Source organism: Ruegeria sp. HKCCSA071 (genome assembly GCF_017872555.1).
In the GTDB taxonomy this organism is placed as follows: Bacteria; Pseudomonadota; Alphaproteobacteria; order Rhodobacterales; family Rhodobacteraceae; genus Ruegeria.
Genome location: NZ_JAEDOX010000001.1, coordinates 1410035 through 1426966 on the forward strand (window position 1 = coordinate 1410035; position 16932 = coordinate 1426966).

At 57.9% G+C, this 16932-nt stretch carries 15 protein-coding genes and 1 tRNA gene; 13 read left to right on the plus strand and 3 right to left on the minus strand.

Annotation, left to right across the window (positions count from 1 at the left end; genetic code table 11):
• Positions 1 to 7: 7 nt before the first annotated feature.
• Complete coding sequence (locus tag I9188_RS06985; protein WP_209504675.1) at positions 8 to 1555, minus strand: trimethylamine methyltransferase family protein; 1548 nt, start codon at positions 1553 to 1555, stop codon at positions 8 to 10.
• A 228-nt stretch (positions 1556 to 1783) separates the two neighbouring features.
• Between I9188_RS06985 and I9188_RS06990 the strand changes: the two genes are divergently transcribed.
• The 3 genes from I9188_RS06990 (at position 1784) to I9188_RS07000 (ending at position 4384) form a co-directional block, all read left to right on the plus strand.
• Entirely contained in the window at positions 1784 to 3250 is a 1467-nt protein-coding gene (locus tag I9188_RS06990; protein WP_209504676.1) for an NAD(P)/FAD-dependent oxidoreductase, read from the plus strand.
• Positions 3251 to 4252, plus strand: coding sequence for an alpha/beta hydrolase (locus tag I9188_RS06995; protein ID WP_209504677.1), 1002 nt, complete (start codon positions 3251 to 3253; stop codon positions 4250 to 4252).
• A 55-nt stretch (positions 4253 to 4307) separates the two neighbouring features.
• A tRNA-Met gene (locus I9188_RS07000) sits at positions 4308 to 4384 on the plus strand.
• A gap of 68 nt (positions 4385 to 4452) precedes the next feature.
• Here the strand turns inward: I9188_RS07000 and I9188_RS07005 are convergent.
• On the minus strand, positions 4453 to 5010 hold the full coding sequence (locus I9188_RS07005; RefSeq protein ID WP_209504678.1) for a DUF2796 domain-containing protein: 558 nt from the start codon (positions 5008 to 5010) through the stop codon (positions 4453 to 4455).
• A 248-nt stretch (positions 5011 to 5258) separates the two neighbouring features.
• Here I9188_RS07005 and I9188_RS07010 point away from each other — a divergent pair, with 248 nt between their 5' ends.
• The 10 genes from I9188_RS07010 (at position 5259) to speB (ending at position 16290) form a co-directional block, all read left to right on the plus strand.
• Positions 5259 to 6530 (plus strand): imelysin family protein, encoded by a 1272-nt coding sequence (locus I9188_RS07010; protein WP_209599577.1) that lies wholly within the window; start codon positions 5259 to 5261, stop codon positions 6528 to 6530.
• A gap of 93 nt (positions 6531 to 6623) precedes the next feature.
• Complete coding sequence (locus tag I9188_RS07015; protein WP_209504931.1) at positions 6624 to 6917, plus strand: (2Fe-2S)-binding protein; 294 nt, start codon at positions 6624 to 6626, stop codon at positions 6915 to 6917.
• Positions 6865 to 7350, plus strand: coding sequence for a bacterioferritin (gene bfr, locus I9188_RS07020; protein ID WP_209504680.1), 486 nt, complete (start codon positions 6865 to 6867; stop codon positions 7348 to 7350). The genes I9188_RS07015 and bfr overlap by 53 nt, the downstream gene beginning before the upstream one ends.
• Positions 7310 to 8857 (plus strand): di-heme oxidoredictase family protein, encoded by a 1548-nt coding sequence (locus I9188_RS07025; RefSeq protein WP_209504681.1) that lies wholly within the window; start codon positions 7310 to 7312, stop codon positions 8855 to 8857. The genes bfr and I9188_RS07025 overlap by 41 nt, the downstream gene beginning before the upstream one ends.
• A gap of 3 nt (positions 8858 to 8860) precedes the next feature.
• Positions 8861 to 9871, plus strand: a complete 1011-nt coding sequence (locus tag I9188_RS07030) for an imelysin family protein (RefSeq protein WP_209504682.1) — start codon at positions 8861 to 8863, stop codon at positions 9869 to 9871.
• Positions 9872 to 9874: 3 nt separating this feature from the next.
• The gene (locus I9188_RS07035) at positions 9875 to 10960 is read left to right on the plus strand and encodes a DUF1513 domain-containing protein (RefSeq protein WP_209504683.1); all 1086 of its coding nucleotides are present in this window, start codon (positions 9875 to 9877) and stop codon (positions 10958 to 10960) included.
• Between the two features lie 100 nt (positions 10961 to 11060).
• A complete protein-coding gene (gene speA, locus I9188_RS07040; protein WP_209504684.1) occupies positions 11061 to 12950 on the plus strand; it encodes a biosynthetic arginine decarboxylase in 1890 nt (629 codons plus the stop codon).
• 22 nt (positions 12951 to 12972) lie between these two features.
• Positions 12973 to 14196, plus strand: a complete 1224-nt coding sequence (locus I9188_RS07045; protein WP_209504685.1) for a saccharopine dehydrogenase family protein — start codon at positions 12973 to 12975, stop codon at positions 14194 to 14196.
• Between the two features lie 85 nt (positions 14197 to 14281).
• Positions 14282 to 15451, plus strand: a complete 1170-nt coding sequence (nspC, locus tag I9188_RS07050; RefSeq protein ID WP_209504686.1) for a carboxynorspermidine decarboxylase — start codon at positions 14282 to 14284, stop codon at positions 15449 to 15451.
• Entirely contained in the window at positions 15448 to 16290 is an 843-nt protein-coding gene (gene speB / locus I9188_RS07055) for an agmatinase (RefSeq protein ID WP_209504687.1), read from the plus strand. The genes nspC and speB overlap by 4 nt, the downstream gene beginning before the upstream one ends.
• Here speB and I9188_RS07060 read toward each other — a convergent pair.
• The gene (locus I9188_RS07060) at positions 16287 to 16877 is read right to left on the minus strand and encodes an HD domain-containing protein (RefSeq protein ID WP_209504688.1); all 591 of its coding nucleotides are present in this window, start codon (positions 16875 to 16877) and stop codon (positions 16287 to 16289) included. The two genes, speB and I9188_RS07060, sit on opposite strands and share 4 nt — an antisense overlap.
• Between the last annotated feature and the right edge of the window lie 55 nt (positions 16878 to 16932).

Here is a 16932-nt window from a genome sequence, read left to right on the forward strand (position 1 = left end):
TTGACCGTCAGTAAGTCTGGTTCAACTCATCCGCGGCCGGGATTTCCCTCTCGCGACGGGCGATATAGTCCAGAAGGGCGTCGTTCTTTGCCTCATTCAGCTTGGGTTCCTGATACTCGGCCAAAAGCTTCCTCGCGTAGTTAAGGGCCCGTTCGGTGATTTCAACTTCGCCTTCCGCCACCCATTGTTCGATCGAGTTGTTGTCAAACAGTTCGGGCATGAAGAAAGCCGTCTGAAAATTCTCCTGGGTGTGCGGATGCCCCAAATAGTGCCCGCCGGGACCCACATCCGGAATTGCGGCCAAGGCTTCGTCAAAATCATTCCATTTTGGCCCTTCTGCCATCCGATAGGCCATTGCGCATTGCTCTGCGTCCACAACAAACTTGGCGACCGAACAATGCATCCCCGCCTCGTTCCAGCCTGCCGAATGCCAGATGTAATGGGCCCCTGCATGCAGAACAGCGCCCAGAGTTGTGGCGGATTCGTACCCGGCCTGCGCGTCAAACGTCTTGGCCCCGCCCAGCGTGTTCGAAGTGCGCCATGGCACATCGTAATAGCGCGCCATCTGACCGATCATGAAATTCATCAGACTGATTTCAGGCGTCCCTGCCATCGGTGCACCGGATTTCATCGAAACGGTTGACAGGTAGTGCCCCCAGATCGCCGGACAGCCATTGCGGATCACCTGCGTATAGGCCAGTGCCGAAAGCGCCTCGGCGGTCAGCTGTGCCACGGTTGCGGGAACCGATGCGGGCGTATTGGCACCGCCCAGAACGAAGGGCGAGCACAAAACCGGCTGGTTCCTGCGGCAGAAGGCACGCATTGCACCCAGCATGGTTTCATCCCAGACCAATGGGCTGTTGCCGTTGCAGTTGCCCGTTGTAACCGGGTGGTCATCAATGAACCCTTCGCCGAACAGGATATCGCACATGTCCATCACGTCTTCGGCATTCCTGGGCGAGGTGGTCATGCCCATGAATGTTTTGTCCGAGTACTTCATCGACGAATAAGTGATGCGCAAGTGCCGCTGGCTGATCGGGTGGTCGTAAGGTTCGACGATATGATGGGCCGAGCTGTGCAGTGCGGGCATCATGTGCGACAGTTTGTGAAACATCGCCAGATCGTCCAGCGTCGGGTTACGGCGCACATCGTCCAGATCACGCAGAAACGGCGCGCCGGTCATCGGTACGAAGATCGAATGCTTGCCGCCGAGAGCGAGGTTCTTTTGTGGATCGCGCGCGTGATAGGTGAATTGCGCCGGAATGGTCGCGATCAACTCGCGCACCATGTGGCGATCCAGAAAGACCAGCTCTCCGTCAACCTTCGCGCCCGCTTCCTTCCAGTCTTCCACTGCGGTCGGGTCGCGGAACTGGACACCGACATTCTCCAGAATATCCATGGCGGCCTTGTCGATAAGCTCAACCTGGCTTCCGTCCATAACTTCGCAATGCGGGATGCCGCGGGTCAGACCCGGCAGCATGTCAAAGTTCGGCGCAGTGCGAAGAGCGCGGCGCGCAGAACGCCCACCGGCGCGTGCAAGAGTGCGGGTCGACAAGTGGCAATCCTCCTGTTTGGAAACAGACTGAGGGAATTACGCCGCGTTTACCTCTCTGATTGCGATATGTGCTTGCAGGAAGCGACACCGCCCTGATGACGGAATTTCGCCACGCCTGTTCACGTAAGGTCGTTCGGTCATTTTATCTTGTGTGACCTACTTCACTGCCAATCACGTGCAGACATCTGCAACAAATATCCATAAAGTTGTTTCAGGAGGGCCGCTTCAATGCACCACACGACAGAGATGCTGATCATCGGTGCCGGGTTCTCAGGGCTGACGATGGCGCTTGAAGCGCGCAAACGCGGCATCAAAGATATCGCCATTTTGGAAAAGGCCGAAGATATCGGTGGCACGTGGCGCGAGAACACCTATCCCGGCGTCGCATGTGATGTGCCGTCGCATCTGTATTCCATGGCGACCCACCCTAATCCGCACTGGAGCCGCGCCTATGCCGGTGGCGCAGAGATACAGGCATACCTGCAAAATGTCGCGCATAAGGAGGGGTTATACGATCTTTGCCACTTTGGGCAGGCGCTGAAAACGGCGAAATGGGATGGCACGCTTTGGCAGGTTGAAACCATGGATGGCCAATTCTGGTCAGCCCGGTTTCTGGTCTCGGCCATCGGCGCGCTGCATCATCCCAGCATTCCGGATATTTCCGGCGCCGACAGCTTTCCCGGCCCCTGTTTTCATTCGGCCGAATGGGATCACACCGTCGATCTGACCGGAAAGCATGTGGCTGTTGTCGGCACCGGGGCGTCAGCCGTTCAGTTCGTGCCCGAGATTGCCAAGGTTGCGCGCCACGTCACCGTTTTTCAGCGCAGCGCGCCTTACGTCATGCCGCGCCCTGACGGCCCGATCGCGCCTTGGGTGCGCAAACTATATGCCTACCTTCCCCTGCTTCCGCGCATCCGGCGCAAACTGATTTTCATGTTCTTCGAGTTCCGCCACCGCGTGTTCAGGGGCGAGGAACGCGCGATGAACTTTGCTCTGAAGATGTGGCGAAAATCGCTGGAAGGCGCGATTTCCGACTCCGAAGAACGGCGCATTCTGACACCGGACTATCGAATTGGGTGCAAGCGCATTCTCAGCTCAAATGACTGGTACCCGGCGCTGGCCCGCGACAATGTCAGCGTCATTCCACACGGCGTGGCCAGTATCGATGGCAACTGCATCGTCGCGTCAGATGGCTCCAGAACAGAGGCAGACGCGCTGATCTGGGGCACCGGGTTTCAGGTCACCAATGTCGTGGAAAGGTTGGATATCACCGGCACAGATGGGCTAACGCTGCGATCGGCTTGGGCAAACGGGATGTCTGCTCATCTGGGCACGGCGATAGCCGGTTTTCCCAACTTTTTCATCCTTCTGGGGCCTCATACCGGGCTTGGGCATAATTCGGTCGTATTGATGATCGAAGCCCAGGTCAGGCATATCGGCCGGGTTCTGAGCGAGATGCAGCACAAGGAACTGTCGGTAATCACCCCCGATGCGGTGAAACAGGCAGCCTTTACGCAGGAAATGCAGAACCGCCACGCGGACAGTGTCTGGCAGACCGGAGGCTGCACATCCTGGTACATTGATGCGGACGGGCAAAACACGACACTTTGGCCCGGAACAGTTGCCGAGTTTCAGAAACGCATGTCACAATCGGGATTGGAGCAATACAACCCCGTTAGGACCGGAGACAGCTAGATGACATTTTTTCTTAGCCTGATTGCGGCCTTTGCCGTCTTTCTTCTGGCCATGGCCCTGTGGACCCGGCGGATAACCCGTCAGGGGCTAAAAACCGTGCCGCAGATGGGCCAGATCGTGTCCGTGCAGAGCGGCAGCATCCACTATGTGGAAAAGGGCAATCCGGACGCGCAGACGGTTATCCTGATTCATGGTCTGGCTGGGCAGTTACAGCATTTTACCTACGCGTTGGCAGATCAACTGGCCGAGGATTTCCACGTGATCGCGCTGGATCGCCCCGGTTGCGGATATTCAACCCGGGATACTGCAGAACTCGCACAATTGCCGCAGCAGGCCGCGATGATAGCTGAGTTTCTTGAAACCAAAGGCGTGAATCAGGCCGTGCTGGTGGGGCATTCTCTGGGCGGTGCGGTGTCGCTGGCACTGGCTTTGGATTACCCCGAGCGGGTATCCAGCCTCGCTCTGTTGGCTCCACTAACGCACAGGCTGCCTGAAACACCGGTGATCTTCAAACCGCTCGAGATTCGGACCAAATGGCTGCGCAGTCTGATTGCCAACACGATTGCAGTGCCCATGGCCTCAAAAACAGCGCCGCACAGTCTGGGCGTGGCATTTGATCCTGAAACCCCTCCAAATGACTTTCTGGACCGGGCGGGTGGTGCGCTCGGGCTGCGCCCTTCGGCCTTTGTCACGGCCTCGCAGGACGTTATCGGTTTGGATGCCAGCTGCGATGCGCTGGTGGCCAGATATCCCGAGCTATCGGTCCCCGGTGGGATATTGTATGGTCGTCAGGACGCACTTCTGTCCCCTGCCCTTCACGGACCGCCGATGGTCAAATATGGTCTGAGCTATGAAGAGCTTGACGGTCTGGGTCATATGATCCTGATCACAGAACCGGAGATATGCGCCGCGTTTATCCGCAGAACGGTGGACACCACGATATTCCGTCAGACGCCCTTGCAGGACACGGCGACAGAGCCCGTGAAAGAATTCCCCGGTTAGGGCGATTTCCCTCTTGACCCTTCCCGGCCCCTCGCTTACATCGCCTCTCACTCACGGCGGAGTAGCTCAGTTGGTTAGAGCAGCGGAATCATAATCCGCGTGTCGGGGGTTCAAGTCCCTCCTCCGCTACCAAAATCCCCAAAGCATCAAACCGGAACACCACTTTTGGTTTTCCTTTTGATTTCAGCTGATTTCAGCGCTCATCGATCCGGTGGAAGATCGAGATATGGTGCCGCGCCTGTGATGTCGACCGCGTCCTGTGCCCCGCCCGTTTTTAACTGGATGTTCAGCTGGTCTGTCCCACTGAACTGCGCGAAATAGGCGAACTCGATCATGTTCAGCGCACTCATATCGTGACACTGAATGACATAGTCCGCCTGAAACTCCGAGTGACTCTCCGCCGTTGTGGAGCCTGTGACTGCGTTCGCCTCACCACTCTGCAGTGTGATGCCATATGTCAGAACCACATGGGCGGCCACCGTAGAGCACCCAGCTTCGGACGGGGTTACGAACAGGTTTAGCGGGTCGGAAAGTTTTGACATTGCTATGGCCACACGTGTGCGGCTGTCATCGTTTTCAACCGGGGTTTCAAACCCGACGATGTCCATGCTTGGCACCCTCAGCGCCAAGGCGAACCCGGTGTCAGAAAACACGATGTCGATCTGGGCCGAACCATGGTGATGAGGCGTGGAAACCTGCGTTGCTTGCGCCGCAAGTGCCGCAGGAAACAGGAACAAGGCCAGAACCACGCGCTTCATGAACAACAAACCACCTACAAAGAATCACTTGGCTGATTTTAGCCCGAAACATGTACCGCACAATGTGATCCGCCGGACCGAACCCCCGCCAGATATGGGGATAGTGGCAACCGAGTCAGCGGTTTCATTATCCGACAAAAAAACTCAGGTTGACAATGTTGACTTTTTAACTCAGTTATTTCAACGAAAACCGCCGCGGGAACAAACCCGCCTGATTTGACAGTTCTGAAAAGAGAGTATCGACCTCCATGACCAAGTTGTTTGCAACAGCCAGCGCTTTGACATTTGCGACAGCCACTTTTGCTTTTGCCGGTGATGTGCCGACAAAAGCGGATATTCTGGAAACCTATGCCGATATTGCCGAAGCCAAGTATGACGACAGCCTGACTGCGGCAAAGGTTTTGCGGGACGCAGTCGGTGTGCTGATTGCCGAACCCTCGGACGCGACCCTGACTGCGGCACGGGCAGCATGGGTTGCAGCGCGTGTGCCTTATCAACAGACCGAAGTTTATCGTTTTGGCAACGCAATCGTTGATGACTGGGAAGGCAAAGTAAACGGTTGGCCACTGGATGAAGGTCTGATTGATTATGTCGACGCGGCCTATGGTGGCGCGACGGATGAGAACGAGTTTGCGGTTCTGAATGTCATCGCCAACCCCAGCTTCGAACTGTCGGGCGAAACCATTGACGCCAGCGAGATTACTCCGGAACTGCTGAGCGAAACCCTGCACGAGGCTGATGGTATCGAAGCCAATGTCGCGACCGGCTACCACGCTATCGAGTTCCTGCTGTGGGGTCAGGACATGAACGGCCACGGGGCCGGTGCAGGCAACCGTCCAGCCACTGATTATGCGAACGGCGATACCTGCACTGGTGGCAATTGCGACCGTCGTGCCCAGTATCTGAGCGCCGCAACCGACCTGCTGGTCAGCGATCTGACCTGGATGGCCGATCAGTGGAAACAAGGCGGCGCGGCGCGCACGGCGCTGATGGAAAATGAAACGGCGGGTGTCAGTGCGATCCTGACCGGTATGGGTTCACTGTCTTACGGTGAACAAGCGGGTGAGCGGATGCGTCTGGGCCTGATGCTGAACGACCCGGAAGAAGAACACGATTGCTTTTCGGACAACACCCACAACAGCCATTACTACGATGGACTGGGCGTTCTGAACGTCTATCTGGGCAGCTATACCCGCATCGATGGCACACCTGTATCAGGCGCATCGCTGGCCGATCTGGTAATCGCAACTGATCCGGCACTGGACGCCGAGATGAAGGCGAAACTGGCCGTCACGATGCAAGCCCTTGGCAGGATCAAATCGACCGCGGAAGCAGGGTTTGCCTATGACCAAATGCTGGAGCGCGGCAACGAAGGCGGTGAAACCCTAATCATGGCCGGCGTCAACGGCCTGATCGACCAGACCAAAACAATCGAGCGCATCGTGACCGCACTGGAACTGGACCAGATTGAATTTGAAGGATCAGACAGTCTGGATAACCCCGACGCGGTATTCCACTAAACAAGAACGCGTACCGGGGGCTTGCCTGCGTCCGGTACACTCAGCACGCTGACCCGCCAGCCCTCTGAACCGCACAAACCCAAGTCAACAACCATGATTGTCTGCCACTGCACCAATATCTCGGACCACGACATCCGCGCAGCCATCGACTGGATGCGAAAAGCCGACCCCCGAACCATCATCACTCCCGGCAAGGTTTACCGTGCTCTTGGAAAATCAGCGGATTGCGGCGGATGCATGCCTCTGTTTCTGGACATGATGCGGTCAAGCGATAATCTCGAAGTACCCATGCAACTCCGCGCTCTGCGCGCGGCAGTATCACAGGAGAGTGCAGATGAAGGGCGATCCAAAAGTCATCGAATATCTCAACAAATCTCTGCGGCATGAACTGACTGCTGTCAGCCAATACTGGCTGCATTACCGGTTGCAGGAAGACTGGGGGCTTGGCCACATGGCCAAGAAAAGCCGCGAGGAAAGCATCGAAGAGATGGGCCACGCGGACAAGCTGATCGAACGGATCATCTTTCTGGAAGGCCACCCCAACCTTCAGAAGCTTGACCCGCTTCGGATCGGTCAAACACCAAAGGAAACGCTGGAATGCGACCTTGCGGCCGAGATGGATGCACGGGCCCTGTACAAGGAAGCGCGCGAATACTGTCGGGATGCCGGCGACTATGTCTCGATGTCGCTGTTCGAAACGTTGATGTCCGATGAAGAGGGCCATATCGACTTTCTCGAAACGCAGCTCGACCTCTATGAAAGGATCGGCGAAGCCAATTATGCGCAACTCAACGCATCGAAAATGGACGAAGGCGAGTAGCCTTGTCGCCCTGTCGGCGGTGGCCTTCGCGGCCACCCCTTCCCTGTCAGCCGAACTGCAGGATCTGCATCTGAACGTCACCCCCCGCACTGACGATGAACGCGCCCGGATTGCCGTTGTCACAGCACCCCCTCAGGATTTCAGCGCACCGCAGCAGTTTGAAGAACTGCCCGCCGGGGCCGCGACTGTTCGGGTCCGTACGGACGCGGATGCGTTCTCGCAACCGTCAGACAACCTGAGCTTTGAACAGGAGCTGAATTTCAAAGTCGGAAACGGACTGTTCAAGAAGGTCTGGGTTTCGTCGCCCTCATCGACACTCGCCTCTGACGGGTTGGGGCCGCTCTATAACGCGCGGTCGTGCCAGCGCTGCCACATCAAGGATGGACGCGGACACACTCCAAACGGGCCCGATGACAATGCAGTTTCGATGTTTCTGCGGGTCTCGATCCCAGGCACGTCGGAAGATGTTTATGCAGCGATCGAAGATTACATCGCCACTCTGCCCGAGCCCACCTATGGTGGACAGATGCAGGATTTCGCACTGGCAGGTCATCCAGCGGAATACCGGCTGGACATCTCGTACGAAGAAATCCCGGTAGAGCTTTCTGACGGTGAAACCGCCTCACTACGCCGCCCGACTTATCAGGCAGCCGATCTGGGTTATGGCCCGCTGCACCCGGACGCGATGCTAAGCCCACGGGTCGCGCCGCAGATGATCGGGCTTGGCCTGTTGGAAGCGATCCCGGTCGAAGACCTGCTTGCCAAGGCCGACCCGGACGATTTGGATGGGGACGGCATATCGGGCCGCCCGAATATCGTCTGGTCGGTCGAGTTTGACGCCCCGATGATGGGCCGGTTCGGTCACAAGGCGGGGATGCCGACAGTTATGGAACAATCGGCTGCTGCTTTTGCCGGGGATATCGGCATATCGAACCCGCTCTACCCTGCTCCGCACGGGGATTGCACCAATGTGCAGGTGAACTGCATCAAAGCCCCGCACGGCGACAATGATGAGCGCGGCTTTGAGATCGATCATCAGGGTATGGACCTGGTCGCATTCTACAGCCGCAATCTGGGGGTGCCGGGTCGCCGCGACGTGGATAACCCCAAGGTGTTGCGCGGGAAAGAGGTATTTCATGCGACCGGCTGCGCGTCATGCCACACACCGTCACATGTCACTCATCGGATGGAAGATCGGCCCGAGCACAGTTTTCAGCTGATTTGGCCCTACACCGACCTGTTGCTGCATGACCTGGGCGAAGGTCTGGCCGACAACCGCCCCGAGGCCCGAGCGACAGGTCGGGAATGGCGAACACCGCCTTTGTGGGGCATTGGCCTGACGAAACGCGTCTCGGGCCACACAGAATTTCTGCATGACGGGCGGGCGCGCACCTTGCTTGAAGCAATCCTGTGGCATGGCGGTGAAGCGCAGGCTACCCGCGACACCGTTGTCTCGATGCCCAAGGCAGACCGTGACGCCCTGATCCAATTTCTGGAGAGCCTCTGACCCATGCGAGTTTTTACCCTTGTTGCAGCGTTGATCATGCCACTTGCCGCGCAGGCACAGGATCGCGCGCCGATCCTGATGGATGTGACTGAAACCCATATCCTGCCCCGGTTCGACACGCTCCCGGAAACGACGGGCGCGCTGGTCAGTGCATCCCTGGTTGAGTGCGATCCGACCTCACCGGCGCTGCGCGCGGCCTACGATGCGGCTTTCGATAGCTGGATATCCGCCAGCCACCTGCGGTTTGGTCCGACCGAGATCGATGACCGCGCTTTCGCCATGGCTTTTTGGCCCGACACGAAAGGGTTCACATCCAAAGCGCTATCCCAGCATATCGAGGCTCAGGATGATGCCGTGCAAAGCCCGGAGGCCTATGCCGAAACGTCCATAGCAGGGCGCGGGTTCTTTGCTCTCGAACGGATGTTGTTCGATCCTAATTACGCGGAACAGGGCAATGCCGAATATCGCTGCGCGCTGATCAGGGCGATCACGGCGGATATCGATGCCAATGCCCGCGCGATGGCGCAGGACTGGCACAGCTATGCCCCAAGCCTTACCCTACCCGGAGAGAACAGCCGCTACCGGACGCAGGACGAAGCGATGCAGGAGTTGTTCAAGGCCCTGTCAACCGGTCTTGAGTTCACGGCGGACACTCGGCTGGGTCGCCCCATGGGGACATTCGACCGCCCCCGTCCGAACCGGGCCGAAGCGTGGCGGTCCGGGCGGTCTTTGCGCCATGTGGAACTTTCGCTGATATCCTCGCGGGATTTAGCCGCACGGCTGTCTTTTGATCACGCCGAAATCGCGTCGGAACTGGATGCAGCGTTTGCACGTGCCATCCAAAACGCTCAATCCATTGACGATCCCTCGCTGGCCGGGGTTTCAGATCCCCAGGCCCGGTTCCGGATCGAGGCCCTTCAACAGTCGATCCACGATATCCGCACCATCGCCGTGACCAAGCTGGGTCCGACATTGGGGATCAGCGCAGGATTCAACGCGCTGGACGGAGATTAACCCATGACGTCACGCCGCCATTTTCTTGCCGGTCTTGCCGCAGCCGCGATTTCCCCGGTCCGCGGGTGGGCCTCGGTAGGAGCGCCCGATTTTCTGGCCGCGGGGCTGTTCCCCGACGGGTCCTTTCGACTTGCCGGTTTAAGCACGTCGGGCAAGCTCGTGTTCTCCGTGCCTCTACCCGGACGCGGACATGCGGCCGCTGCCCACCCGCACAAGGCCTTAGCGGTCGCGTTTGCCAGGCGTCCGGGCACTTTTGCCATCGTCGTCGATTGCGCAACCGGCGCGCAGATTGCGCAGCTAAAGGCCCCTGAAAGCCGCCACTTCTATGGCCACGGCACATTCTCGGCGGATGGCGCGTACTTTCTTGCCACCGAAAACGACTACGAAGCCGGGACAGGTATTATAAGTGTCTGGGACGCTGAAAGCTTTGCGCGTCTGGGTGAGTTTTCATCTGGCGGAATAGGCCCACATGACATGCGCCTGATGCCCGATGAGGAAACGCTGGTGATTGCCAATGGCGGGATCGAAACCCACCCCGAAACTGGGCGCACAAAGCTGAACCTGCCGACGATGGCACCCAACCTGAGCTATCTCACCCTGTCGGGCAGTATCCAAGAGCAGGTGTCGTTACCTCACGAGCTTCACAAGAACTCGATCCGCCATCTGGCCGTGCGGCGTGACGGTCTGGTTGGTTTTGCCATGCAATGGCAGGGCAGCAAGTCCGAACATCCGCCCCTGCTGGGCCTGCATCGTCATGGTGAAGCCCCGCGCCTGCTTGCGGCACCGGATCACGAACAAAGCATGTTGCAGGGATACGCTGGCAGCATCGCGTTTTCAGCCGACGCCGAGAAGATCGCAATAACCTGTCCGCGCGGCAATGCGCTGCACCAGTTTGACACAACCAGCGGCACATTCACCGGCGCCTTCACGGTTGAAGATGTCTGCGGGCTTGGAGCCGGAGCGGCCGGGTTGGTCTTTACCACAGGAACAGGCGCTTTCGGGACATTGACGGGCGCGCGCCCAGTTGTTCGAACCCGCGAAGAATGCCAATGGGACAATCATCTGATCCCGATCTACGCGTCCGCGTAAAATTCGGAATCCCCAATCAGATAGTTTACACTTGGAAGAATCAAACTGCTGCCGTATTGGCGGGCGCGAAACTGGCACCCTATGTTAAGGACTGACTTGATTGAAACAGACGCCCGACGCACCGCATTCCATCTACGGAGTTGAGAAATGGGGCAAAGGCCTCATCGAGGTGACCGAACAGGGCGAGATCGGTCTGCGCAATCCCATGGCCCCCGAGGCAGCGGCAATCAGCCTGCCCGGTATCCTCAGTGATCTGGACGACCGCGGCATCAAAGCACCGATGATCCTGCGCGTCGCGTCTTATCTGGAACACGAAATCGCCCACCTGAACGAGAGCTTTCATGATGCGATTGCGCGCGTGGGCTACAAAGGCAGCTATCGCGGTGTATTCCCGATCAAGGTGAACCAGCAGGCGCAGGTTGTTGACCGGATCGTCGAGTTTGGAAAGAAATACAATTATGGGCTCGAGGCCGGATCCAAACCCGAACTGGTGATTGCGCTGGCGCATCGTCTGGCCCCCGAAGCACTGATCGTGTGTAACGGTGTCAAGGATGCCGAATTCATCCAACTGGCGATTCTAAGCCGCAAGATCGGGTTCAACACGGTCATCGTTCTGGAAAGCCCGAAAGAGGCCGACACGGTAATCGAAGTTTACAACGAACTGGGCATCGAGCCCCTGATCGGTGTTCGGGTGAAACTGACCAACCAGATCAGCGGTAAATGGGAAGAAAGCTCGGGCGACCGCTCGGCTTTTGGGATGAACACCGATCAGCTTATCGCCACGGTAGACAAGCTGAAAGACGCAGGCTTGCTGCATTGCCTCAAGCTGCAGCACTCGCATCTGGGCAGCCAGGTTCAGGATGTCAACGATGTGCGCCGTGCTGTCGGCGAAGCCTGTCGCTATTACACTGAGCTTACACGCGAAGGCGTGCCATTGACCCACCTGGATCTTGGCGGCGGCATGGGGGTTGATTACACCGGCGAAAAGAAAGCCGCCGAAAACTCGATCAACTACACGGTCGAAGAATACTGTGCCAATGTCGTCGAAACCGTGGCCTACGCCATGGACGAAGCAGAGGTGGGCCACCCGACACTGGTCACGGAAAGTGGGCGTGCAGTGGTGGCAACGTCCTCGATGCTGGTCTTCAACGTGCTCGAAAGCACGCTTTACGATGCGCCCAATGGCCCTGAGGTTGAAGCCGACGATCACCATATGGTTTCAGACCTTGCTGCGGTGCATGGCTATCTCAGCAAAGACCGTCTTCAGGAATGCTGGAACGACGCCACCTTTTATCGTAACGAGCTACGCGCCCTGTTTCGTCGCGGATATGTCGACCTGCGTCAGATGGCCCGGGCCGAACGGATATACCTGTCGCTGATGGCGCGGCTCAAGGCGTTGGCCGCGTCAGAGGATCTGGAAACGGACCTGAATGACCAGCTTGAAAAGGTTGCTGACATCTATCACTGCAACTTCTCGCTGTTCCAGTCGCTGCCAGATGTCTGGGCCATCGACCAGCTGCACCCGATCGTGCCACTGCAATCTCTGAACCAGATCCCCGACCGTCGCGCCGTGCTGTCCGACATCACCTGCGACAGCGACGGCAAGATCGACCGGTTCATTCTGGCCGACGGTGTTTCCCCCAGCCTGCCGGTGCATTCCCTGCCCGAAGACGACGAATACTTCATGGGTGTCTTTTTCGTTGGCGCCTATCAGGAAACGCTGGGCGATCTACACAATCTCTTTGGTGACACCAACGTGGTCACCATTGACCTGCGTCGGGACGGTGGCTTTGACCTGCTACACGAACAAGAGGGCGACACGATCAGCCAGGTTCTGTCATATGTCGAATTCGACCCTCAGGATTGCGTCGCCGCCTTCCGCAAAATGGTGGATGAGGCGATTTCGACCGGCACCCTGAATGCCAAGGACCGCAAAACCCTGATGAGCGCTTACCGCGAGTCGATCAACGGTTACACCTATTACGAATAACCCCTGAGAGGAGATCACCCCCATGGGAACTTTGAGTGGCAAAACACTGGTTGTCGGCGCGGGCGGCGTATCCCACGCTGCCGTGCACAAGATGGCGATGAATTCGGATATCTTCACCGAAATCACGCTGGCCAGCCGCACGAAATCTAAATGCGACGCCATCGCCAGATCGGTGAAAGACCGTGTGGGCGTTGATATCGCGACCGCCGAGCTGGACGCCTACAAGGTCGAAGACACAGTAAAGCTGATCAAGGAAACCGGTGCTGAAATCCTCGTAAACCTCGCCCTGCCCTATCAGGATCTGGTGCTGATGGACGCATGCCTTGAGGCGGGCATTCATTACCTTGACACCGCGAACTATGAGCCCGAGGACGAGGCGAAGTTCGAATACCACTGGCAGTGGGCCTACAAGGAGCGGTTCAAGGCGGCCGGCCTGACCGCCATCCTTGGTTCGGGCTTCGATCCCGGTGCTACATCGGTCTTTGCCAAATGGTTGAAAAAGCACAAGCTGGACACCATCCGCCAGATCGACGTGCTTGATGCCAATGGTGGTTCGAACGATCAGGAATTTGCCACCAACTTCAACCCCGAAATCAACCTGCGCGAAGTGCTGGCCGAAGTGCGCCACTGGGAAGGTGGCGAATGGAAGCACTCTCCCGCCATGACCCACAAGGTCGAATTCGACTTCCCCGCCATCGGCCCCAAGAACATGTACCTGATGTATCACGAGGAACTGGAGTCTCTCAGCACTCACTTCCCCGAGATCGAGCGCGCCCGCTTCTGGATGACCTTCGGTGACGCCTACATCACCCACGCCAAGGTTCTGGAAAATGTCGGCATGACCCGCATCGACCCGGTGATGCATGACGGCAAGGAAATCATCCCGATCCAGTTCCTGAAAACCCTCCTGCCCGATCCCGGTGATCTGGGCGCGGAAACCAAGGGTAAGGCCTGCATCGGCGATATCGCCACAGGTCAGGCCAAGGATGGCTCGGGCGAAAAGACCTATTACATCTACAATATCTGCGATCATCAGGAGTGCTACGCGGAAGTCGGCAGCCAGGCTGTCAGCTACACCACCGGTGTCCCCGCCATGATCGGCGCGGCGCAGGTGCTGAAAGGCAACTGGACCGAGCCCGGCGTTTGGAACATGGAACAACTCGACCCGGACGACTTCATGGCCATGCTGAACGAACATGGCCTGCCGTGGCAGGTCCATGAACTCGACGGCCCGGTCACCTTCTGATCCGCTTCAGCTTCATCTGGCCCTAAATATCCCGGGGGTCCGGGGGCAGCGCCCCCGGCCTCTCCACCAAACGGAGACGCCGGTTATGTCCGACATGATGACCACACAGGCCGGAGACGCCGGTGCCTTCCGCAATTTCAACCTCTCCCGTGTACCCAGCCCTTGCTTTGTGGTCGACGAAAAGGCGGTTGAACGGAACCTGAAAATCCTCGCTGATGTCGGGACCCGTTCCGGCGCGCATGTTCTCAGCGCGCTCAAGGCGTTTTCAATGTTCTCACTGGCCCCACTGGTGCGCCAACACCTCGGCGGCACCTGCGCCTCAGGTATCTATGAAGCGCGGCTGGGACGCGAGGAATATGGCGGTGAGGTCGCAACCTTCTGCGCCGGGTACAAAGACGCGGATATCGACGAAATCCTGTCGCTGTCCGATCACGTCATCTTCAACTCCCCTGCCCAAAAGGACCGGTTTCTCGCCAAAGCCCAAGCCGCCGAAGTACAAGTTGGCCTGCGCATCAATCCGGAACATTCCGAAGGCGAGGTTCCGAAATACGATCCCTGCGCCCCGTGCTCGCGCCTTGGCACGCCGGTCAACCAACTGACCGCCGACACCTTGCGTGGCGTTGACGGGCTGCACATGCATACGCTTTGTGAACAAGGGTTCGAACCGCTGCAACGCACGTGGACCGCCATCGAACCGAAGATCAAACCCTACCTTGATCAACTCAAGTGGGTGAACTTTGGCGGTGGCCACCACATCACCCGCGACGATTATGAACGCGACGGGCTGGTGGCCTTCCTCAAGGACATTCGCGAAACCTATGGCATTGAAGTTTACCTCGAACCCGGCGAAGCAGTGGCACTAGACGCAGGTATTCTGATCGGTGAAATCCTCGACCTGCCGACCAACGGCATGAACCTCGCGATCACTGATATCTCGGCCACATGTCACATGCCCGATGTGATTGAGGCCCCTTATCGCCCCGCCCTGATGGATGAGGCCGAAACAGGCCATACCTATCGCCTTGGCGGCCCGTCCTGTCTGGCGGGTGACATTATTGGCGACTACACCTGGGACAAGCCGCTGGAGATCGGACAGCGTTTTGCCTTCCTCGATCAGGCACATTACTCGATGGTCAAGACAAACACCTTCAATGGCGTCCCCCTGCCCACAATCGCCCTGTGGAACAGCGAAACGGACGAGCTGAAGATCATCCGGCAGTTCGGATATGACGACTTCAAGGACAGACTCTCATGAGCATTTTTCTCGACAGCGAATTGACCGCATCCGAACGCACCGAAGATGCCCGCTTTCGCGTGATCCCGGTGCCTTTGGAGCGCACGGTCTCTTACGGGTCCGGCACGGCCAAAGGCCCCGAAGCAATTATCGAGGCCAGTAATGAACTGGAACGCATCACCGGTCACGCGGAGCCCTGTGTCGAAGGGATTTTCACCGAAGAACCGCTGAATTGTGACGGCCCGTTGCCCGAGGTAATGGAACGCCTCGCGCAACGCACCGAGGCTGCAATTCGGGCCGGAAAGGTGCCGGTCACTTTGGGCGGTGAGCATTCCCTCAGCTATGGCGCAGTGATAGGTGTAGCCCGTGCGCTAAACCAACCCATCGGCATCGTCCAGATCGACGCCCATGCCGACCTGCGCAACGCTTATCAGGGCGAAAAACACTCTCACGCTTCCGTGATGCACCTGCTTGCCGAAGAAGGCGTGCGGCTCGCACAGTTCGGTGTCCGCGCTTTTTCAACTGAAGAGGCCCAAAGCCGTCTGAGAAACCACGTCTTTCACGTGGATGCCGAGGAACTGGTGACAGGTAACATCCATTCGGTTGACCTGCCTGCTGACTTCCCAAAGCTGGTCTATGTCAGTTTCGACGTTGATGGGCTGGATCCATCACTGATGCCCGCCACCGGAACACCGGTGCCCGGAGGGTTGGGCTATTATCAGGCACTGCGGCTGGTCGAACACGCGCTCAAGGGGCGCAGATGCGTGGGCTTCGACGTGGTCGAACTGGCCCCGGTCGGTAATGCCGCCTGGGATTTCACCACAGCTCAGATTGTCTATCGCCTGATGGCCGCCTGTTAATCCTCGGCAGTTTCGTTCAGCTCCATATGGCCTTCGCCCTTGCTCAGGATGCGGCGCAGCATGGGTTCAAAAAACTCCAGCGGTTTCGTCGGGTAGTCTGGGTCAAACGCCTTCTGATCGTATTCATGGCAGAAATAGCGGCAGTCTTCCCAATGGGGGCTATCGCGATACTTGTCGCGCGCGTTGCGGTCGCCGCCAAGGTGGTGGTTGTAGTAGTAGCCCTGAAACACGCAATGGTGTTTGAGTATCCAATAGGTTTTCTCACTGACATAGGGCTTCATCATCGCCGCTGACAGCTCTCCATGGTTGTAGGGTGACAGAATATCGCCGGTATCGTGGATCAGAGCGGCGACCACCAATTCTTCATCCGCGCCATCCTCATAAGCCCGGGTCGCGGCCTGAAGGCTATGCTGATACCGGTTGATGGGATAGGGTGTCCATTCCTCGTTCAGCGACCGAATAGCGTCGAGGATGCGATCCGGCAAGGCAGCATTGTACGCCTCTTCATAATCCATAACGGCGTCCCAGTCGGCCTTGGTGGCATTCTCAAAACTGGTCCAGGTCGGTTTGTGGCGTTTGTCCAGCATTGTTGATCCTTTGGTGTGCTTCCTGAAGTCGACAGTACTACGGGTTCTTCCTTCA